Source organism: Paenibacillus nicotianae (assembly GCF_042681745.1).
GTDB classification, from domain to species: Bacteria; Bacillota; Bacilli; order Paenibacillales; family Paenibacillaceae; genus Saccharibacillus; species Saccharibacillus nicotianae.
On the sequence record NZ_JBHUGF010000010.1, the window covers coordinates 2,605,333 to 2,626,269 of the forward strand.

The 20,937-nt window shown below is 38.7% G+C and carries 19 protein-coding genes; 7 read left to right on the forward strand and 12 right to left on the reverse strand.

Features of this window, described 5'->3' with window-relative positions; translation table 11 throughout:
- Positions 1 to 68 precede the first annotated feature (68 nt).
- Entirely contained in the window at positions 69 to 770 is a 702-nt protein-coding gene (locus tag ACFSGI_RS15670; RefSeq protein ID WP_204825153.1) for a CTP synthase C-terminal region-related (seleno)protein, read from the forward strand.
- A gap of 85 nt (positions 771 to 855) precedes the next feature.
- On the opposite strand, the gene ACFSGI_RS15675 is transcribed toward ACFSGI_RS15670, so the two are convergent.
- Both ACFSGI_RS15675 and ACFSGI_RS15680 read right to left on the reverse strand, forming a co-directional pair.
- A complete protein-coding gene (locus tag ACFSGI_RS15675) occupies positions 856 to 2,970 on the reverse strand; it encodes a methyl-accepting chemotaxis protein (protein WP_204825154.1) in 2,115 nt (704 codons plus the stop codon).
- Between the two features lie 259 nt (positions 2,971 to 3,229).
- Complete coding sequence (locus ACFSGI_RS15680) at positions 3,230 to 5,344, reverse strand: methyl-accepting chemotaxis protein (protein ID WP_204825155.1); 2,115 nt, start codon at positions 5,342 to 5,344, stop codon at positions 3,230 to 3,232.
- 430 nt (positions 5,345 to 5,774) lie between these two features.
- Between ACFSGI_RS15680 and speD the strand changes: the two genes are divergently transcribed.
- Both speD and ACFSGI_RS15690 read left to right on the forward strand, forming a co-directional pair.
- The gene (gene speD / locus ACFSGI_RS15685; RefSeq protein ID WP_204825156.1) at positions 5,775 to 6,596 is read left to right on the forward strand and encodes an adenosylmethionine decarboxylase; all 822 of its coding nucleotides are present in this window, start codon (positions 5,775 to 5,777) and stop codon (positions 6,594 to 6,596) included.
- Entirely contained in the window at positions 6,593 to 7,102 is a 510-nt protein-coding gene (locus ACFSGI_RS15690) for a DUF6985 domain-containing protein (RefSeq protein WP_204825157.1), read from the forward strand. The genes speD and ACFSGI_RS15690 overlap by 4 nt, the downstream gene beginning before the upstream one ends.
- Positions 7,103 to 7,182: 80 nt before the next feature.
- On the opposite strand, the gene ACFSGI_RS15695 is transcribed toward ACFSGI_RS15690, so the two are convergent.
- The 4 genes from ACFSGI_RS15695 to ACFSGI_RS15710 are packed head-to-tail and all read right to left on the reverse strand — an operon-like array spanning position 7,183 to position 10,651.
- Positions 7,183 to 7,839 (reverse strand): cyclodeaminase/cyclohydrolase family protein, encoded by a 657-nt coding sequence (locus tag ACFSGI_RS15695; protein WP_204825158.1) that lies wholly within the window; start codon positions 7,837 to 7,839, stop codon positions 7,183 to 7,185.
- A 38-nt stretch (positions 7,840 to 7,877) separates the two neighbouring features.
- A complete protein-coding gene (cysW, locus tag ACFSGI_RS15700; protein ID WP_204825159.1) occupies positions 7,878 to 8,750 on the reverse strand; it encodes a sulfate ABC transporter permease subunit CysW in 873 nt (290 codons plus the stop codon).
- A gap of 24 nt (positions 8,751 to 8,774) precedes the next feature.
- Positions 8,775 to 9,641 (reverse strand): sulfate ABC transporter permease subunit CysT, encoded by an 867-nt coding sequence (gene cysT / locus ACFSGI_RS15705; protein ID WP_204825160.1) that lies wholly within the window; start codon positions 9,639 to 9,641, stop codon positions 8,775 to 8,777.
- Positions 9,641 to 10,651, reverse strand: a complete 1,011-nt coding sequence (locus ACFSGI_RS15710) for a sulfate ABC transporter substrate-binding protein (protein WP_204825681.1) — start codon at positions 10,649 to 10,651, stop codon at positions 9,641 to 9,643. Before ACFSGI_RS15710 ends, cysT begins: the two co-directional genes overlap by 1 nt.
- Positions 10,652 to 11,037: 386 nt before the next feature.
- On the opposite strand from ACFSGI_RS15710, the gene ACFSGI_RS15715 reads away from it, so the two are divergent.
- Entirely contained in the window at positions 11,038 to 12,030 is a 993-nt protein-coding gene (locus ACFSGI_RS15715) for a Gfo/Idh/MocA family protein (protein WP_204825682.1), read from the forward strand.
- A 56-nt stretch (positions 12,031 to 12,086) separates the two neighbouring features.
- Complete coding sequence (locus ACFSGI_RS15720; RefSeq protein WP_204825161.1) at positions 12,087 to 14,183, forward strand: YheC/YheD family protein; 2,097 nt, start codon at positions 12,087 to 12,089, stop codon at positions 14,181 to 14,183.
- 148 nt (positions 14,184 to 14,331) lie between these two features.
- On the opposite strand, the gene ACFSGI_RS15725 is transcribed toward ACFSGI_RS15720, so the two are convergent.
- From ACFSGI_RS15725 to ACFSGI_RS15740, 4 genes are all read right to left on the reverse strand, one after another.
- A complete protein-coding gene (locus ACFSGI_RS15725; RefSeq protein ID WP_204825162.1) occupies positions 14,332 to 16,197 on the reverse strand; it encodes an S-layer homology domain-containing protein in 1,866 nt (621 codons plus the stop codon).
- A 209-nt stretch (positions 16,198 to 16,406) separates the two neighbouring features.
- Positions 16,407 to 17,135 carry an HAD family hydrolase gene (locus tag ACFSGI_RS15730; RefSeq protein WP_204825163.1) on the reverse strand — a complete coding sequence of 243 codons (729 nt, stop codon included), beginning with the start codon at positions 17,133 to 17,135 and terminating at the stop codon, positions 16,407 to 16,409.
- Positions 17,132 to 17,569, reverse strand: coding sequence for an HD domain-containing protein (locus ACFSGI_RS15735; protein WP_204825164.1), 438 nt, complete (start codon positions 17,567 to 17,569; stop codon positions 17,132 to 17,134). The genes ACFSGI_RS15730 and ACFSGI_RS15735 overlap by 4 nt, the downstream gene beginning before the upstream one ends.
- A 105-nt stretch (positions 17,570 to 17,674) precedes the next feature.
- Positions 17,675 to 18,382 (reverse strand): DUF4241 domain-containing protein, encoded by a 708-nt coding sequence (locus tag ACFSGI_RS15740; RefSeq protein WP_204825165.1) that lies wholly within the window; start codon positions 18,380 to 18,382, stop codon positions 17,675 to 17,677.
- Positions 18,383 to 18,789: 407 nt separating this feature from the next.
- On the opposite strand from ACFSGI_RS15740, the gene ACFSGI_RS15745 reads away from it, so the two are divergent.
- Positions 18,790 to 19,515: a threonine/serine exporter family protein gene (locus ACFSGI_RS15745; RefSeq protein ID WP_204825683.1), complete on the forward strand. Its 726-nt coding sequence runs from the start codon at positions 18,790 to 18,792 to the stop codon at positions 19,513 to 19,515.
- 29 nt (positions 19,516 to 19,544) lie between these two features.
- Positions 19,545 to 19,967, forward strand: a complete 423-nt coding sequence (locus tag ACFSGI_RS15750) for a threonine/serine exporter family protein (RefSeq protein ID WP_204825166.1) — start codon at positions 19,545 to 19,547, stop codon at positions 19,965 to 19,967.
- 64 nt (positions 19,968 to 20,031) lie between these two features.
- Here the strand turns inward: ACFSGI_RS15750 and ACFSGI_RS15755 are convergent, their stop codons facing one another.
- Complete coding sequence (locus tag ACFSGI_RS15755) at positions 20,032 to 20,403, reverse strand: hypothetical protein (RefSeq protein ID WP_204825167.1); 372 nt, start codon at positions 20,401 to 20,403, stop codon at positions 20,032 to 20,034.
- A gap of 24 nt (positions 20,404 to 20,427) precedes the next feature.
- Positions 20,428 to 20,928, reverse strand: a complete 501-nt coding sequence (locus ACFSGI_RS15760; RefSeq protein ID WP_204825168.1) for a hypothetical protein — start codon at positions 20,926 to 20,928, stop codon at positions 20,428 to 20,430.
- Positions 20,929 to 20,937: the final 9 nt, after the last annotated feature.

Sequence of the window (20,937 nt, forward strand, 5' to 3'; positions counted from 1 at the left end):
TAGATATATTCAGTCATAATAACTGAAATATTCAACAATCTTTATTTATATTAAAGGAGCTGGATTGTATGGTACGTATTGGAGTCATCGGAGATTATAGTTCAGAAGTCAAAGCACATATCGCTATTCCGCAAGCTTTGCAATTAGTAGCAAATGATCTAGAAGTGACGGTAGATATCGAATGGATTCCCACACCACAACTTGAATCTAATGTTACAGAACAACTGAAATCTTTTGATGGTCTATGGGCAGCTCCTGCAACTCCTTATGTTAGTATGGATGGCGCACTGGCAGGTATTCGTTATGCCAGAGAACATCAGGTTCCTTTTCTAGGTACTTGTGGTGGTTATCAGCATATGCTGATTGAATTCGCCCGTCACGTGATTGGACTAACTGACGCTGAACATGCTGAATCTAGCCCGGATGCTTCGACACTCATTGTCACTCCTTTGTCTTGTTCGATGAATGAACAAACTCATCAATTTGTACTCGTTCCAGCATCCAGAATTGCTCGAATTTATAATGCAACCGAAATTCAAGAACAATATGGTATTTGCAACTATGGATTGAATCCAGCATTCCGCCCTCTTTTTGCACAGCATGGTCTACATATTAGCGCTACCGATTTGAATGGTGAAGCACGAATCGCTGAACTGGAAGATCACCCTTTTTATATTGGAACGTTGTTCCAGCCCGAACGATCTGCTTTCCAATCGATTGTTCATCCTCTTATTCGAGAGTTGGTACGAACGGCTAGTGTCTCTGCTTAAAAAAGAATAAGGTTTGAAATTCAAAAAGATCATCTGCTCTATAGTTACAGAGCAGATGATTTTTTTTTATGGAATCTATATGGTATTAATCACGCAACTTAAATTTACTGAGATCGTCTTCTAATTGTCTCGACATTGCACTTAGTGATTCAGCAGAAGCATTAATCTCTTCCATAGAAGCCAGTTGTTGCTCGGTTGCCGCAGCCATCGTCTCTGCTTCATCAGATGTCCGTACAGACACTTCAGATACTTCTACAATAGAAGCAGTGACTTCTTCCATTCCTGCGGATATTTCTTCTGATGTTGCTGATACTTCTTGAATCTGAGCGCTAACTAACTGTGTAGCACTTAAAATTTCATTCAGTGTATGGTGAGCTTGTTGAATCGCTTGAATACCACTTTCTGTTTCAGTATGCGTCTGTTCCATAGAAAGAACCGCTTTTTGAACCAATTGTTCGATATCTTCAACCAGACGAGAAATCAAACTAACAGATGATTTGGTCTGTTCTGCTAATTTACCAACTTCACCAGCTACAACAGCGAATCCACGTCCATGCTCCCCTGCACGAGCCGCTTCAATATTTGCATTCAGTGACAACAATTGAGTCTGAGCAGCTATATTCATAATGGTAGTAACAATCTGTCCAATTTCTTTAGAATGCTCTGCTAAGACTTTGACTGTATCACCGGATTGATGAACTGAATAACGAATACTTTCCATTTGGTTGACAGCAGATACTAATTGTTGATCGCCAAATTGAGCACGTCCTGTAGCTTGAATAGAAGATTCAGCAACTTCTGATGCCGATTCCGCAATCCGAGCGATTCCAACTGACATTTCGTTCATTGCATTCGAGGTTTCTTCGGTTGCTTTTTTCTGACTATCGGTTCCTGAAGACACGCTTTGAATAGCCTCCGCGATTTGTTGCATCGCTTGAGTAGATTCATTGGAGACATCTTTAAGTTGGACAGAAGCCGCTGAGGATTGCGCAGCAATATCCTGATTACGACGTAATAATAGATTCAATTCTTGGATTGTCTGATTAAAAGCATCCCCCACCTGACGAAGCTCGTCTTGAGTAGTAAGATCAATATGCTGAGATAAATCACCTGATGCCATTGCAGTAGCCCCTTCACGTAAACGCTGTACAGCTTCACGAACACTTCGGTAAAAAGCAGGATAAAACAAAGTCACTAATAATAAAGCAAGTACAGTAATTGCGATAACAATATTTCTTGATTCATGTAAACGTTGGATTCGTTGTTGCAACAATTCATTCAACTCATTAGATATACTATTCGTAAAGGTATGTGTAGCATCTATGGTCTTAGTTGCATCATCATAAAATGCATTTGCTGTTGTAGAGAACGTTTTATCTGTGACAAGATCATTATTTACAGTTACTAGGAATTGATCTAATGTTGCAAGTGTTGTTTTGCCTTGTGCACCTAAAATACTTTCTAATTGACTGTTATTTTTATACGCTGTGTCCAGAGAATCCGCAATGCCGTCACGAAGAGCTTGCATTTGACCTTTTTCTAATAAAATATCAATCAATTCAGTTTCTGTTATTTTTTTATTTTGTAAAATGTTCAAACCTTCGCCACGAAGTTGAGCATTTTTTTCCATAATCTGAGTTAATCGATTCACGAAAATATCCATTAAATAATAAGAATCAATCTCTGTATCTAGCGACATGCCTGAATCATCTGCTGTAATCAGTACAAAATTATTCATTTTATTAATAATAGCGGTATGACGATTAAAGCTGTCTACATTATTTAATGAGAATTGTTCTGTTTGTAGAGTCTTCCAATCGGCTTGGATCGTTTGCCATTGCTTGCTAGAATCAGCAAATCCATTTTGAGCCACAACTTGATTGATCGTTTGAATTTGTGTATCGATTTCTTTTTCAGTCGTTTCGATATCTGATTTCACATTTGTTGATCCATTTGTATACCTGCTATATAATGCGCGATGTTCTTGAACTTTCAAAAAAAGAGGAATAATACTATTAATCGAAGTGATCCCTTTTTGCTCTTGATAAGTAATATCAATTTTTTCTTGATGTGTGTTAAACCAAATCACAAATAGCATAATAATCGGAATGCAGAACAAAAAACTAATCAGTATAAATTTTTGTGCATAATTCAGTCTAGATATTAATTTGGTAAAAGGTAACAGAATCTTAGTTGTCATTGACATTTTCCACCTTCATACGACATTTTTTTCATTAAATCTACTATTTTATCGGACACTTTACACTGTTAAGTAATAGAAAAAACAAAAATGGTTTTCTATTATTATGTTTAGATATACGTTTTGAAGCTTACCGCGAAAGTAATCATGATCTCAAAAGCCAAAAATGTAACTACAAGCTCAATCTATAATGTCAAAACAAAATCACCCGCTCTGAAAATACAGAGCAGATGAGCTTATTTGAGAAATGATATTTATATTAATTGCGCAACTTGAACTTACTGAGATCCTCTTGCAGTTGTGCAGACATATCACTTAATGATTCTGCGGAAGTATTAATCTCTTCCATAGAAGCGAGTTGTTGCTCTGTTGCCGCAGCCATCGTCTCTGCTTCACCTGATGTTTTGGCAGATACATCAGCAACTTCAATTATAGAGGCGGTCACTTGTTCCATGCCTGCTGATATTTCTTCAGAAGTAGCAGAAACTTCTTGAATCTGAGCACTTACCACTTGAGTTGATGCCAAAATATCTTTTAACGTCTGATGTGCTTGTTGAACAGCTTGAATACCTTGCATCGTTTCTTGATCTGTCAGTTCAATAGAAGCAACTGTTTGTGATACCAGTTCGGTAATATCACGAACTAGATTAGAAATCAGTTCTACTGAAGACTTCGTTTGTTCTGCTAACTTACCTACTTCTTCAGCTACTACACTAAATCCTCGACCATGTTCACCTGCACGCGCGGCTTCGATATTTGCATTTAATGATAGTAATTGGGTCTGCGAAGCAATTCCCATAATCACACTAACAATCTGTCCAATTTCATTAGAATGTTCAGATAAGGTACGGACTTTGTGACCTGAGCCATCCACTGACTGACGAATACTTTCCATTTGTGCTACAGCAGTAACCAATTTTTGATCTCCTACATAGACCAGTTCAGTTGCCTGAATCGAAGATTCTGCTACCCCTGATGCCGCTTCTGCAATCCGTGTAATGCCAATCGACATTTCGTTTACAGCGTTAGCAGTCTCATTCATTGATTTCTTCTGTCCTTTATTTCCTTCAGACACGCTTTGAATAGCATCTGCAATTTGCCCCATTGCTAATGTAGATTCGGTCGACACGATTTTCAAGTGAGCAGAAGCTTTTGCAGATTGATCAGATACTTGTTGATTACGATGTAACAACTCATTTAGAGCAATCATCGTTTGGTTAAAAGCATCTCCAACTTGTTTCAGTTCGTCCCGAGTATGCAGTACAATCGTTTGCGACAGATCGCCTTGTGCCATAGCATCTGCACCATCTTGTAAGCTTCTGACCGATTGCAATACATTACGATAAAAGGTGATATAAAATAGTGCCACAAGTAAAAGTATAAATAAGATAATGCCCAAAATCAGATTGCGCATATACGTTAATTCTTGTACACGATTAGCAATCAGAACATCTAATTCATTAGAAATAGATTCAGAAAACTGTTGTAATGATTGAATCGTCGTTGTACCTGCCGCAAAATAATCTTCTGCAGAACCTGTTAAGCTTTCATCATTAATAATTTGATTGGTTACTATATCTACAAACTTATTCATTTGATCGATATTTTCATTTCCTTTTTCAGCAAATAGCTGTTTGAGCTCCGGGTTATTTTCATAAGCTGTGTTTAAAGAATTGGTAATATCTTCAATCGTTAATTTCATTTCACCTGTATTTTCTGTGATTTTGACAACTGTATCATGATTATTTTGTTTGCTAATTAGCAGTGCTGTTCCTCTTCCGCGCATCTGTGCTACCATATCTGATGTTTGAGCCAATTGCTTGGTAAAAATACCAGCTAGTGAAGTGGAATCAATATCGCTATCTAGAGATAAGCCGGATTCATTCGAACTTTTTGTAATAAAATTCATCATTTCTTTAATCAGTACACTATGGCGAGTAAAACTATCTTCTGCATTTAATGAAGATTGTTCTTTTTGTAATGTATCCCAATCTGTTTGAATACCTTCCCAGATTTTAATTGATCCAGGTAGCTGTTGCGATTCGATAATAGGATCGATTTTTTTTATTTCTGCGCTAATATCTTTTTCCGTCTGAATCAATTGCGATTGAGCATTGGTATCTCCTGATACATAGTTACCATAAAAAGCACGATGATTCTGCATCAATAAAATAAGAGGGAAAATACTATCAATATTAACAATTCCTTTTCGTTCTGAAGATGACATTTGAATTTTATCTTGTTGATCTTCAAACCAAATACTGGTTAATAAGACTAAAGGCAACGCACATAATACACTAATTAATATAAATTTCTGTGCATATTTGAGTTTAGAGATCACAAACGTAAATGGGTACAACAATTTATCCCCCACGACAATAACCGCCTTTTTTCGACTTTTTATAGTTCTTATTACTTATCGTCACTATAGTTTATTAACTTAATAGATAGCGCAAAATTTTTTTGTCCAATATAAAATTTCATGAAATTAAATATATTCTATTTTAAAAAAAGCCTTTACGTACAAGTTGATATTTTACATTTATAGCTATGGATATTAAGCAATGCATCTGTTAACATTGAATCGTATGTAACGACCATATTCAGCATTCGATTCGGCATTTTATCATGCTAATACGCACAGCTTATTAACTGAATGTTTTTGAATAAGTCAATGGGGTATATGAATAGTATTTGCTATTACTAAGTGCTCGGCACTTTAAATATACAACTGTCCGATCCATACTATGTATAGAGGCACCACACCATGGATATCGATATCGACAACAATAGGGGGAATACAGATGGGATTGACACCACAACAGCGTATTCAGCTTCATAATTTTAACAACTTAACAAAATCTTTGAGTTTCAATATGTACGATATTTGCTATACACGCACAAAAGAAGAGCGTGAAGCGTATCTTGCTTATATTGATGAACAATACAATGCAGATCGTCTAGGTAAAATCTTAACGAATGTATGTGATATTATTGGAGCTCATGTGCTGAATGTGGCGAAGCAAGATTATATTCCACAAGGTGCAAGTGTAACGATGTTGATCTCTGAAGGTCCGGTAGAGACAGCACCTAATGCTTCTTTTGAAGAATCGCCTGGTCCATTGCCAGAGCATGTGTTGATGCATCTGGATAAAAGTCATATTACCGTGCATACGTATCCTGAATACCATCCTGATGAAGGTATCAGTACGTTTCGTGCGGATGTTGATGTGTCTACTTGTGGCGAGATTTCACCACTTAAAGCACTCAACTTCCTTATTCACTCTTTCGATACGGATATTATGACAATGGATTATCGGGTACGTGGATTTACTCGTGATATTCAGGGACATAAACTATTTATCGATCATGATATCAGCTCAATTCAGAATTATATTCCTTCTGAAATCAAAGATACCTACGATATGATTGATGTGAACGTATATCAAGAAAATATTTTCCATACCAAATGTAAATTAAAAAAATTCGATCTGGATAATTATCTATTTGGCTACACCAAAGAAACATTGACCGAAGAAGATCAAGATCAAATTACGCAACGTCTCAAAATGGAAATGGACGAAATCTATTACGCCAAAAATATGAATACCGATCGGTCGCTATGAGTGAAACTATTTTAAAAAATATTCAGCGACATCAAGAAGATTGGGACGCACAATTTTATGCTCCTATCTTCGGTCAGGATATGAACGTCTATGTTCGCGATCTAGCAATTTCTACGCAAGCTGTAGAAAAAGTCGTGCAAGCATTCAATCATTTAGATAAGGATATTCTTGCTAAGTTATTTCAATTCTCATGGGATTATTGTAAAAGCTTTTGCGATTATGTCGGTGATCAAGAGTGCCCTTCTATTCAACAACCGGAAGAGATTTTGCAGTATATCGAACCTGTAGATCTGACGATAGAGATTGATCCAGAACGAACAGAGACGATTATTCGTATAGAGCTCAATTGTGATTGGGAAGTAGAACACGGATTAGAATGGTTGATTCGAGATCAGCAGATTTTGTATGTAGGTAGTTGCGAATTTCCTGATGCATGGCAAGAACTATCATACTATCAGGACTACAGTCTTAATTTTGCCTTTGGTAATAACTACGATAATCTTTAACAAAAAAAGCTCCAAACCTTTTCACTATGCTCGATCGTGAATGGTTTGGAGCTTTTTTTGTTGTACAATGATTCTGACTTCTATGCATGATCAGTAGCGATACGTTGTCGAACTTGTGTTAAGCATTTTTGTTTTAACGTAGTCACTTTGTTCATCAAAGTATCTGCACGCTGTTGATCATAGCGGTGCTGCTCTTCATCTTGAAGAGTCACCAGATTGATCTGTACTGTTAGCAGTAAAGATTGCGCCGAAGCTTCAAACAAAATGATACTGATTCCGATATCCGACAAAACAGTTCGATTGCATATTTCAATCAGTGGTGAAGCGCTATATAGACCATACAGACAACACTCCATTAATTGTAGTGGAATATCAATCGATTGGATTTTCATCGTCTGTAGCGTCTGCTTACGTTCTTGCTTCTCTTTGTCTGTGCGATGTGGAAGCCGTAAAGCTTCAATATATTGTCCAAATGATTCCATATCTTTATTCATCAAGTGCTCACAAGCACTTCTGATCTTGTCCATATCTTGTAACGCTTGATTCACTTCAACCTGTACTTCTTCATATTCTTCGCCCTGAGAAAAGTGAGCGGTCATTGAAGTCATCGCCGCACCAAGCGCGGCTACAATCGCAGATACGCTCCCTCCACCCGGTGTCGGCTCTGCTTCTCCTAACTGCTTCATCACTTCACGCAAAGATTGATCCCAAGATACTGTGTTGACTTCTTTATTCACCTGTACGCCCTCCTGATAAAATCATCTTATGATGTATTTTACCCTGTTTGGCGACGATTCATTTGCCATTCCAAAAAAGCTTTGGTTATTAACGTTAATACCGCTAGAAATACCAACAACGATGATGCTGCAAATGAAGCGGAAAATTGATATTCATTGTACAAAATTTCGATATGCAGTGGTAATGTATTCGTTTCGCCACGAATATGACCGGATACTACCGATACAGCTCCAAATTCGCCCATAGCGCGTGCATTACACAAAATAATGCCATACAGTAATCCCCATTTGATATTAGGCACAGTCACCCGCCAGAAGATTTGCCAGCCTTTCGCTCCAAGACTTGCGGCGGCTTCTTCTTCCTGTACGCCTTGTGCTTGCATAAGTGGAATCAATTCACGCGCGACAAAAGGAACAGTAACAAATACAGTCGCTAGTACAATCCCCGGCAAAGCAAATACAATCTGAATATTATGCTCATCTAACCAGGGACCCAGATACCCTTGAGCACCAAATAACAAAATATAGACTAACCCTGCAATGACAGGCGATACAGCAAAAGGCAAATCAATTAAAGTGATCAGTGCATTTTTACCACGAAAACGAAATTTGCTAATTGCCCATGCCGCCGCTATACCAAAAATAGTATTCAGAGGTACAGCAATCAAAGCGACTACCAATGTTAAACGTAGCGCTGATAAAGCATCTGAATCTGTAATAGAAGCTTCGTATACACTCCAGCCTTTTTTGAACGCTTCGATAAAAATACAGACCAGCGGCAACACCACAATCAATCCTAGAAATAATAGTGCAATACTGATCAATACCCAGCGCACCACACCTGATTCATTGATATGACGGGGACGATCAGAAGATGCTTCCGAAAGATGTGCAGTAACAGCGCCTGCCATAGATTGATCTCCTTTCTTGGCAATTTATCCGCCTTCAATCGTGCGACGATTTAAGCGCCATTGCATAAAATTGATTAACAATAACAATAAAAACGAAATAATCAACATTACCAGTGCAATCGCTGTAGCTCCTGCATAATCATACTGTTCTAACTTGGTCATAATCAGCAATGGAGCAATCTCTGTTTTGAGTGGCATATTACCGGAAATAAATACAACCGATCCGTATTCTCCTATTCCACGAGCAAATGCCAGTGCAAACCCTGTTAACAAAGCAGGCATTAATTGCGGTAATATCACTTGATAAAAAGTACGCCAGCGATAAGCACCTAACATCACAGCGGCTTCTTCTGTTTCTTGATTCAAATCTTGTAATACCGGCTGAACCGTACGAACCACAAAAGGAATACCGATAAAGATCAGCGCGATCGTTATACCAAGTGGAGTATATGCAATCTTCCAACCGAGCGGAGTAAATAGCTGACCTATCCAGCCATTAGGTGCATAGATAGTGGTTAATGCAATTCCAGCTACTGCTGTTGGTAAAGCAAAAGGAAGATCAATTAAACTATCGATCACTTTTTTACCAGGAAAACGATAACGGACGAGCACCCATGATAATAGCAAACCAAATACTAAATTGACTGCCGCCGCGCAAAAAGCAGTGCCAAAGCTAATCCGATAAGATGCTAATACTCGTGGATCAAGAATCGTATGCCAGAACTGAGCCCAACTGAGTTCAGTCGTTTTGATAAAAATACTAGCTAGCGGAATCAATACAATTAGACTTAGATAAGCAATCGTGAACCCCATCGACAATCCGAATCCTGGCAAAATATTACGTGCTTTGGATGGACGTAGCTTGGTCGTATGAACAGGTTGGGTACTCATTAAGAACCCGGTGTATAAATCTGATCGAATAATCCGCCATCACTGAAATGTTTCTGTTGTGCTTCTCTCCATCCTCCGAAATCTTTATCTATCGTTAACAACTTCATTTCTTTAAACGTATCTTTGTATTTAGCAGCAATTGTTTTGTTGATCGGACGGTAGTAATTTTTGGCTGCTATTTCTTGCCCTTCATCTGAATAGAGATACTCTAGATAGGCTTTGGCAACATCCTGTGTGCCATGTTGCTCGGCTACTTTATCTACGACTGCAACCGGTGGTTCAGCTAGAATACTGATCGATGGATACACAATTTCAAATTGATCAGGCCCTAACTCATTGATCGACAGAAACGCTTCATTTTCCCATGCTAACAATACATCGCCTAGTCCTTTTTCTACAAAAGTTGTTGTTGCTCCTCTAGCTCCAGTATCGAGAACAGGGACATGCTTGAACAATTCTGCTAAATACGCTTTGGCTTTTTCTTCGTCATTGTTATTTTGTTGTAGTGCATAACCATAAGCGGCAAGATAATTCCAGCGTGCTCCACCTGATGTTTTGGGATTCGGTGTAATGACCTGTACATCGTCTTTGATCAGATCATTCCAGTCTTTTATATTTTTGGGGTTTCCTTTGCGTACAAGAAATACAATTGTGGATGTATACGGAGAACTGTTATGTTCAAATTTGGACTGCCAATCTTCAGCAAGTAATCCTTTATCTGCGATTGCATCAATATCATAACCAAGTGCTAAAGTAACAACATCGGCTTTGAGACCATCAATTACAGAACGTGCTTGCTTACCTGAACCGCCATGAGATTGTTTGATAGTTACATCTTGACCGGATTTATCTTTCCAGTATTTTTGAAAAGCGGTATTGTACTCTTCATACAATTCTCGGGTTGGATCATAAGATACATTCAATAGTTCAACAGCATCTTTATTAGAACCAGTACTTCCTGAACCGTTGTTAGTAGCACTACTGCTTCCACCACATGCTGTAAGCACCATCACCAAAACCAAAAATGTACTTAATACAGACCATAATTTGTAGCTTCCCTTTTGATTGTCTCTCAATCTCAACACCCCATCGTTTTGATTTTCGGTTTAATTTTAATAATTCCTACCTGTTTACTTAGTTATGTAGAAACTTTATCAAGCTTTGTACAGACAATCAATATGACTTTTTATATTTTTGGTTAAAACTGGATAGAAGTTTGTAGCATTTAGAACGTTCAGATAAAGAACCTCTATATTACCTTCACAATCAATCTCTTTTCTTTTACAAACTTGCTTTGTCATATCAAGGGTGACTCGGGTATAATATTGTATATTGAATACATGTATCCGTACATATTTCGGGGTACCCATATATGACGAATAGAGAGGACGATTCCATGATCCGGTTTGGTATTATAGGCACTAATTTTATAACAGAGCGATTTATTGATGCTGCCCAACGTAATGATGATTTGCAGATTACTTCACTGTACTCACGCACGCTTGAACGTGCAGAACAATTTGGTGGCAAACATAATATTCCACATACTTTTACCGATATTGCAGAAATGTTAGAAAGCGGACAAGTAGACGCTGTCTATATTGCTAGCCCTAACTCTTTTCATGCCGAGCAAGCGATTCTATGTATGAATCATGGTAAGCATGTACTATGTGAAAAGCCACTTGCTTCTAACGTCACAGAAGTTCAAGCTATGATCGAAGCCGCCAAGAAAAACAACGTTACTTTGATGGAAGCGATGAAATCAACGATGATGCCGAATCATATTGCCATTCATGATAATTTGTATCGGATCGGACAAGTACGTCGTTATTTTGCTAATTACGGACAATATTCTTCTCGTTATGATGCTTACAAAGAAGGCAATATCCAAAATGCGTTTAAACCTGAATTCTCTAATGGAGCTTTGATGGATCTCGGGGTTTATTGTCTGTATCCGCTTGCAGTGATGTTCGGTCGTCCGAATGAAGTGAAAGCAACAGGTGTAATGTTAGAATCCGGTGTCGATGGAGAAGGCAGTATTATTTTGTCTTACGATGAAATGGATGCTGTTGTGATGTACTCCAAAATTACAGACTCTTCTCTTCCTTCTGAAATTCAAGGCGAGTTAGGTAGTGTGCGTATAGACAAAATCAGTGAACCGCAACAGATTACGATTACGTATCGCGGAGGATATGAAGAAGAGATCAATGTGAGTCAATCCGAACCACCAATGTATTATGAGATTCGTGAATTTTTGAATCTAATTATCGAAGGCAGACCACAATCGTCAATCAATTCATGGGAACATTCGCTAATCACTTTTGAAATTATGGATGAAGCCCGCCGTCAATTAGGTCTGGTCTTCCCTGCTGATTCTAATGAATCGTGAACTGTCAACAACATAAGCGCTTACGCTATTCTGCATAAAAGGAGTGTCTATTACCTTTGAGTATTGGTATATATCATGCTAGTCATCCTTTGCAGTTACTTCCTTCTGCACGCATAGAAGCAATGGTCGATGCGGCAATAGAGCTTCAAGTACAGATTCTTTTTTTCGATGAACAAGGGCTTGATCTCAAAAACAAACAGGTTACTGCTTCGGTTCCAAATCCTGATCATAGAGGTCAATGGATCATCCAGACACTTCCTTTACCAGATATCGTGATTAACGAAATGGGCAAGTTACCTAAAGAGCGATCTTCGGTAGAACAAAAGTTAAATCGGATGGTCACGTTCACCTCCCATCCGATTCATGGCAAATTGCGTATGCAACAATATTTGAGTCAATCGGAATCTCTGGCTCAACTGGTGATTCCTACACAGCAATGTCGTAATATACACAGTCTGCAAGAGTACTTATCACATTATCGTCATGTAATCGTTAAGCCAGATCGTGGACGGCAAGGTCAAGGGATTGTCAGTATCCGCATAACTGGACAAGAAGAATTTCTATGGCAGACTGCGACTACAGAACAGATCTTGACACCTGCTGGATTAGAAAAGTCACTGATGTCGCTGATTGAACATGAAGATTATCTGGTGCAACCGTATATTCATTGTCAGACCGCAGATCATCGTCCATTCGATTTTCGTATTCATGTACAGCGTAATGATAAAGGTGTTTTTCAGATAACAAGAATCTATCCGCGGATCGGACAAGCTCATACCGTCGTAAGTAATTACGCTCAAGGTGGTACAACAGCGTTGTGGACATCATGGTTACAAGAACAATTTCCACAGACAGCAACCTATTGGATCGATACTTTGCCTGAGATCGGATTGCAATTAGCAGAGTATATTGATGCGATGTATGATTATCCTTTGGATGAATTAGGGATTGATCTAGCGATTGATCATGAAGAAAAGCTATGGTTCTATGAAGCCAATACAGCTCCGCAGACGCGTGATCATGAATATGAACGTGCTGTGCAGACTATCGGCTATGCTCATTATTTAGATCAACGTGATCATATATTGGAGCAATTGCCTGTGCTACCTGATGATCAGATCATAATCGGGCTGTTAGCAGAACATAATAGTAACGATAGTGATGAGAATTTTATTGAGGCTTGTGCTGCTGTCGCTGCTGTAAATGGCGCAAGATTAGTACGCATTTATGCAGATGATATCTTTTTTAGGCAACAGCGATTGTTAGGGTATGTTTGGGAGCAAGGTCGCTTTGTTCCGTATGCTTGTCGTTATCCTGATGTTGTATTTGATCGATTGAAAAAAAGAGGTATTGCTGCCTATTCTCGGATGTATGATGCGCTTGCTTCGATTCCAGCTACTCATGAATTGAAAAGCGGTTCTATGAGTAAAGTTCATGTATACCGTCTGCTTGCAGATGCTTCTGAGATGGTATCAGCGTCAGTGATTCCTTTTCATGATATGCAACAATCAGATCAAGTGATTGAATTTATGGAGCGGTATGAAAATACTGTTCTCAAACCGGATACCGGCTCACATGGACAAAATATATTCAATATTAAGCATCGGGAATTAGATTATGAAGTGTATGATCAATCGTATCTGCATTATCTAGATGCTACGCAACTGGATCATTTTGTACGGATGTCATTAGGTAAAGGTTATATTTTTCAACAATTCGTAGATAGTTCTACGACAGAAGGTCACCCTTTTCATCTACGTACCCATGTGATGAAAGTTGGTGAAGGGCAATGGAAAGTCGCTTTTGTGCAACCTTTTGTCGCGGTATCGACGTATCGTAAAGTAACTAATCATGCGCAAACGTTACGTCTGTCTACCAAATGGGATTGGTTTCTAAATATGGAGTATGGTGAAGCTCCAGGTCAACAAATGGATCGTCGTGTTCGTCAATTAGCGATTGAGACAGCCACTCATCTTGAGAAACGTCTTGGACGTAACTTTCCTGAAGTAGCCATTGATCTAGGTGTCGATAAACAACGCAATATTTGGATATTTGAAGCGAATTTTAATCGAATCGGTAATTCGTTTCATGCTTTTGAAGCTGCTAAATATGCAGTTCCTTATGCAATCTCTTTGCATAAGCCTTTATCTTAGTATAAGGACAATACGCTATCCCTATATAAAGCAGGTTATCTAGCTAGATGTACAACCTCTGCTACAACAATAAAACCGGAATATACTGCTGTTATCGATAAGCAGTAAATATTCCGGTTTTTGTGTGCTTTTTATGCGGTTATGATGATTAGTTAAGAAGCCCTGAATCTTGTAGCCATTTCACTAACATTGTAGCTCCTTCAGACTGAGTAGTAGTTGGAGACGCTGTTAACGCTGAACCTTTAGCAGATTCTACACCTGTATTATTGCCTGATGAGATCGCTTGATCGAGTTCTGCTTTTGCCCATTGGCTGGATGAATTATTATCAGTATTCGTCGTAGTGCTAGCGGTACTGCTTTGATCCAATCCATAAGCAGAAGCTGCACGTGTCAAAATAACAGCCAATTGCTCTTTGCTAATCGTACGGTTAGGAGCAAATTGGGTAGCTGATATTCCGCGTAATACACCGGCATGATACAACGCTTGAATCGCTTTGGCTTCTGATGAAGATGGGTCGATATCGGTAAATGTAGAAGGTGGTGCACTGTTTACATTGATACCAAGCGCATTGACCAGATACGAAGCCAATTGTCCGCGTGTTAACAATCCATCATTTGCAACAGTAGCTTGATTGCTAACCGGAATAATTTGTTTATCTACTAATTTTTTTAACTCTGGCGAAGCATTGGTTACATTGGTGGAAGGATTGACTTTAACAATCGTAAATGTCCCATTTTCCAGACTGTGAATACTGGCTTGACCCTGATTATCAAATACTACAGGAACAACATGTGTACTTCCATCTGAATCAGTAGATAATGCGATATACTGATCATCACTGGCTGCATTCTCAGGAGCGGCTACACTTAATTGGACATATCGATTATTGTAATTATTGAGTGTATTGACTGTGCCGTCATTATCAATTTGGACACTGACTTGATACGTTCCGCCTGCTGTCGTTATCGGATTGCCTGACCAGTTATTGAATGAAGCAGGTGATACTTTTTCAGCTTTAATCGTCCAATTTGCTGTCGTATTATTACTTAGATTCATACTGCGATTAACATTGGTAAAAGCAGATGCAGGAACATAAATGCGCACATCTCCTGTTTGAATCGCTAATCCATTTTGCTTCGCTACTAATGATTGCACGACATTACTTGCAAAATTGATTTGGTACTGTTGCTTGCCTGTAACCGCAGTAGCAGCAATCGTAATCGTTTCTTTCGGCGCGGCTGCTTGTGTAGCTTCATGAATACGGTCATAGATCAGATCCAGTACAGCACTATTATCATCTGACTTCGATAACGTCGCAGCGCCTTTAGTACGATCACTGTTACTGCCTGTTGCTGTGCCATTGGTGTCTTTCGTTGAATGTACTGCATCAATAGTCACCGGTTGTGCTACTGTAGGCGTTGTAGGCGTAGTTGTAGAAGGTGCTGGGGTCGTGGTTTCATTGGATGAAGGATCTTTGTCCTCTTTGTCTTTTTTCACTTCAATGGTAACCGTAGCGACTTCTGATTCATTGTTTTGCGGATCAGTAACGTTGTACGTAAAAGTATATGTTCCTGCAACTATTCCAGAATATTCAAATGTACCTGTAGATGTATTGGTTAACACGACTTTACCTTGCTGAGGTTGAGTCAGTAAATGATAGGTGAGATTGTCGTTAGTTTCTTCATCTGTAGCTTGTAACTGACTGCTAAATACTGTTGATTTTTTCATTATAAAGCTTAAACTTTTCGCGATTGGAGCCGCACCACTTTCTCCATGTGTTAAAGAAGAAGAGTTGCCAAAGAAATGTTGCTCAAAATAAAGCATCGAATTGCCATTGTATACGGTAGGTTGGTCTGAAGGTGTCTGATATGAGCTCGAAGTAGTAGAAGGCGATGAGAGACTTTGTGCTCCAGTCACTGTGGGTGCTGCGACTAACCCGGTGGCTAAAATAGAAGTACCTGCGATTTGCATAACCTTTTTGACAGTAGAATTTTCTTTGTCTGTATTTTTCATATTTAATGATTCGCCTTCTCCCTAATGAATATTACGCAAAGATTTAAAATACTTAACTTATTAATATATTGTATTTGTATCGGGATTTTATATGTTTTTTTGAATAGACTATATTGCGAATATGATTAAAATTAAAAAAAAGCAAAGACAATAGCTATGTCTTTGCTTTTTCTTTATATTTTTTTATCCTCAATTGTAACCATATGATATTAAGATAATTGTGTGTCGATCATCGCTAGTAACTGGGTACGAATCTCTGTATAATTGACAGCTTCTGTATCTGGCATATGATCCGATTCGCGAATGGCATGCCGGGCATTGAACCAGATCATATGCCAGTGAGCACTGACTGCACCTACTACATCATTACGCCATGAGTCGCCGATAAAGTAACTATATTCCGGCGAAGTGTCTGTCTGACGATTGACATAAGCAAAGATAGCAGGATCAGGCTTTTCCAAACCAATCTCTCCTGAAATAAATATACGATCACGCGCAAATACTTGATCCATATGCAATGCGCAAATCTTTTTCCATTGATGTTCAGCAGGGCCGTTGGTTAATAGTCCAACTGTATATCCTTGATCCTTCAATTCATGAATCAATTCTACTACCCCATCATACGGACGAATATCATACTGGCATCCCAAGTATATTGCCTGCATCTGCTTGGCTTGGTCTTCATTAATCTCAATCTCAAATTCCTTCAAAGTCAAAATGAAGCGCTGGTAACGCATTTCTTCTAACGAAAGAGCATGAGGATTCTGAGGTGATACTAACACTTCACTATAATAACGAAAACGTTGATATACATCGCCATACGATAAGGACTCCTGTTGCTCTGGAATCACTGTTTGCAATGCTTCAAAGAGCGGTTGCAAATGATCGTATAACGTGTCATCAACGTCAAAAAAGATACCTATTTGTTGTGGATTCAATGGGTCGGATTCTCCTCGGTCATTAATTCATCCAGCGCTTTACCATATTTACTGATACGTTCCATATCTTTTTCTGTTGAGCTCAAAATACGTGACGGGTCCATATTATCTTCAATATCGGCAATTTTGACTGGACGAGCTAAAGAATTTTTTTTAGCACGTTTTACAAATTCATGATAATCTTCATCTTCACTACGACTTAATGCTTGTACAGCTTCTACAATTTCATTAGAAAATCCTTCAGCCGATAAATCATGAGCGGTTACATCGGTATCTTCCAATACATCATGCAACACAGCGATAATTCGTTCTTCTTCAGTTGTCATTTTTAACATCACACGCAGTGGATGCAAAATATAAGGTAAGCCGGATTTGTCTGTTTGTCCTGAATGTGCCCGGGTTGCTAGAATAATAGCACGATCTAAATTACTCATCTTATTCACATCCTTTGGTTAGAGTGATAATTTTGCTTAGTACACATGTTATTTATTACACACGTATAGCCGGATGAATCACTTCACCCGGCTGGAAATTATCAATCAATCAGGATATACATTAAAATCAGTTAACAATTGTACACAATGACCATCTGCATCATAACCGATATAACTGTGGTATATACCGTTACCAAATCCGCTCGAAAACAGTGCAATATTATGTCCGTTATCGAGTTCTTGTACCAGCCAGCTTCGTGTATGAAGATAGGATTCTTCTGCTGCTAATTCCCATGCTTCCATTAATTCTTGAGCCACTTCAGGATTTTCTTGTTCTTGTTGAAATGAAAGCCATGCATAAGCTTCGGCATCCAGAAAACTACCTGTACCCGAATCGACTGCATACCCCCAACGCTCATGTTCATCCATCTGATACAAACTAGCATCTGGCTGAACTTCACGCTCTGCACCTACCCATCTAGCTACAGGAGCTTGACTAAAAGTAATGCGTGCAAAAGCTATTCGTTCATCTACATGATCTTTATGCCGATCTGTGGGATCGGTAATACGAGCAATCGATAATTCTATTGGAAAAGAACCTGTAGGGAAAGTCTGTACAAAAGGTGTCGATTCGATCAAGCTGTATGGATCATCGGCTACAATTTTGCCGGTTATCACACGCAGTTCCCCGATAGACTTGGTATAAAAAGCAAGATTACGTCTCTGGCCTCTCCATAATTTAACTTGTTCTAAGGCAAATCCGTCTTTAAAAACTTCTTCCAGCACCTTACTTTCTTTAAGAACCTCGCCCATCTTCTTTTCCTCCAATCAGATGTAGATTATTTTCCATTATACTCCTATTTACAGAATACGGTACATGTTATGTTCAAAAAGTTTTGAATTTTCACTTAAAATTTTTGGATATTCAGCATAATATCTGCATTACTCGCATAAACCTCACATTTACCATTGAATGATAGCGTAGAATCAAGCATAATATGATACGATGCTGTAACAAGAAACGGTTTCAGCTTTTTTGCTTTGCAAAAATCATTTTTTTATTTCATACATCGCGCTTTTTGCAAAGCGCTAAAGCATTAAGATATTTTGCTTTGCAAAAATCATTTTTTTATTTCATACATCGCGCTTTTTGCAAAGCGCTAGAACGGAGAATTTCTTTGGATCAACCATCAACGGTGAGTCGGGCGATTTTTGAAATTATGGATACTTGCCTGCTCGCTGGTAAAATTATGTTACAAAGTGGTGCGGAGACCTATCGGGTAGAAGATACGATGATTCGTATTGCAGAGACGCTCGGTATTCCCGGATCACATAGTTATGTAACTCCTACAGTGATTATGTTTTCTACCAATGGAACAGATCCTGCTAAATTGATACGTATTGCTGAACGCACAACCGATTTGCACAAAATCGCTCAAGTGAATCTGGTGTCACGCCGTATCAGTAGCGGAGAGCTGAATGTAAATGAAGCCTATGAGTTATTAAAAGTGATTGAAGCTGCTCCAAGTGAATATAGTGTTCGTTTGCGAATTGTTGCAGCAGCGATAGCCAGTGGATGTTTTAGTATTATGTTTCAAGGAAGTTGGGGCGACTTTTTACCTGCTATTGTAGCAGGTGGTGTAGGTTATGCAGCTTCACTGTATTTACATCGCTGGGTACAAGTTAAGTTTTTCGCTGAATTGTCTGCGGCATTTCTAATCGGATTATTAGCCGCTATATTTATTAATTTGGGCTGGGGCGATCAATTGGATAAAATTATTATCGGTTCTATTATGCCGCTTGTCCCCGGTCTACTGATTACTAATGCGATTCGTGATCTAATGGCAGGTCATCTGGTATCCGGTATTTCCAAGGGAGCCGATGCGCTGTTAACCGCTTTTGCGACCGGATCAGGCGTAGCGATTGTTTTAACATTTATCTATTGAATTTAGAATGAGAGAAGGTTATACGCATTATGCTGGCGCAATTAATTACCAGCTTTATTGCTTCGGCAGGGTTTGGTATTATTTTCAATGCTCCCCGAGCTTCATTATTACAATGTGGTATTTCAGGAATGTTAGGCTGGATGGTCTATATATTGCTGTATGAAACATTGACTCCTGTTTCTGCTTCGTTGATTGCAACCGTTATTGTCGGTGGGGTTAGTCAGATTTTTGCTCGTATATACAAAACACCGGTGATTATTTTTAGTGTGGCAGGCATTATTCCACTTGTTCCCGGGGGACTCGCTTACAATGCAATGCGCAAATTTGTTGAAAATAATTATTCTGTAGCGATGGAATTAGCAGCACAAGCTGCCATGATCTCCGGTTCTATTGCTCTTGGTCTTGTGTTATCCGAAGTTTTGAATCAAATGATACGCCGTGTGATCAAATAGATCTCGGCGTATTTTTATATTCGATTTCGCATACCATTCTATGGATAGTAGATTTCATTTCCAATTATACAGGTAATCGTTCTGCACTATAATCTTCGATCAATCTATTGATAAAGTGATCTTCCACTTCTAATATAAATGCCGTAAAAATCATATCTATATCATCGCTCACATAAGCCGCTAGATCCGAATCTCCACTATCTTGTATCACTTGCGTAAAAGCTAATCGGCTCCATTCGGTAATCTGAGCTTGCTCTGCTTCAGTAAGACTATCTCGCTGTAATTTCTGATAAGCCCCGATCCACTCGGTATCAAAATCAGCACGATCTCGATACGCCAGATAGGATTCACTATCTAGCTCTTTAAGCAAAGAAGCAGGCAATAATGCTCCTTGATTTAATTTTATTTTCAACGTTTCTATCGATTGCTTATCCATGAGCAACCTCCTTGAATTTCATCCCTACACAATCGTACCTTGTTCTAATTTGATCCATAGATTCACCTGATCAAATCCAGCAACGACTGCTTTTAACAAATGACCTGGATATAAGCTTTCTGCGGGAATACCTTTCACACAATCCCCTACATTGATAACACCTAAGGCATCATTAGGCAGACTCAAAATAATGCCTTGAGGGTAAATGACTTCCACGATTCCTTTGACATGATCGCCTACCTTAAATGTCTGCATCGTTTTTTCCCAATCTTTCATATAAGGCTTCAGCGCTTCTTGCCATACTTTTTCAAATTCTTCCGCTGAAATATCTTCCCGAATCGCTTGATTCATATCTTGATCAAACTGTTGGTCATATAGACAAAAATGTAATTCTTCATCCCGTTGACTGGATATGATCCAACGTTCTTCATCTTCAATCACTTCACGTAATACCGTCTGTTCTTCATTAATCTCAAAATAATAATTCTCATCATTCTCTTCATAGCTCAAACGGTAATATTCCATAACCTTGAT

Bases quoted from the DNA above. Each gene is read 5' to 3' on its own strand.
- ACFSGI_RS15755 (WP_204825167.1), bottom strand. From the start codon at position 20,403: ATGGATAAGCAATCGATAGAAACGTTGAAAATAAAATTAAATCAAGGA.
- ACFSGI_RS15740 (WP_204825165.1), bottom strand. From the start codon at position 18,382: ATGGGCGAGGTTCTTAAAGAAAGTAAGGTGCTGGAAGAAGTTTTTAAA.
- cysT (WP_204825160.1), bottom strand. From the start codon at position 9,641: ATGAGTACCCAACCTGTTCATACGACCAAGCTACGTCCATCCAAAGCA.
- ACFSGI_RS15675 (WP_204825154.1), bottom strand. From the start codon at position 2,970: ATGACAACTAAGATTCTGTTACCTTTTACCAAATTAATATCTAGACTG.
- ACFSGI_RS15745 (WP_204825683.1), top strand. From the start codon at position 18,790: ATGGATACTTGCCTGCTCGCTGGTAAAATTATGTTACAAAGTGGTGCG.
- ACFSGI_RS15750 (WP_204825166.1), top strand. From the start codon at position 19,545: ATGCTGGCGCAATTAATTACCAGCTTTATTGCTTCGGCAGGGTTTGGT.
- cysW (WP_204825159.1), bottom strand. From the start codon at position 8,750: ATGGCAGGCGCTGTTACTGCACATCTTTCGGAAGCATCTTCTGATCGT.
- ACFSGI_RS15715 (WP_204825682.1), top strand. From the start codon at position 11,038: ATGATCCGGTTTGGTATTATAGGCACTAATTTTATAACAGAGCGATTT.
- ACFSGI_RS15760 (WP_204825168.1), bottom strand. From the start codon at position 20,928: ATGGAATATTACCGTTTGAGCTATGAAGAGAATGATGAGAATTATTAT.
- ACFSGI_RS15725 (WP_204825162.1), bottom strand. From the start codon at position 16,197: ATGAAAAATACAGACAAAGAAAATTCTACTGTCAAAAAGGTTATGCAA.
- ACFSGI_RS15735 (WP_204825164.1), bottom strand. From the start codon at position 17,569: ATGAGTAATTTAGATCGTGCTATTATTCTAGCAACCCGGGCACATTCA.
- ACFSGI_RS15690 (WP_204825157.1), top strand. From the start codon at position 6,593: ATGAGTGAAACTATTTTAAAAAATATTCAGCGACATCAAGAAGATTGG.
- speD (WP_204825156.1), top strand. From the start codon at position 5,775: ATGGGATTGACACCACAACAGCGTATTCAGCTTCATAATTTTAACAAC.
- ACFSGI_RS15710 (WP_204825681.1), bottom strand. From the start codon at position 10,651: ATGGTGCTTACAGCATGTGGTGGAAGCAGTAGTGCTACTAACAACGGT.
- ACFSGI_RS15670 (WP_204825153.1), top strand. From the start codon at position 69: ATGGTACGTATTGGAGTCATCGGAGATTATAGTTCAGAAGTCAAAGCA.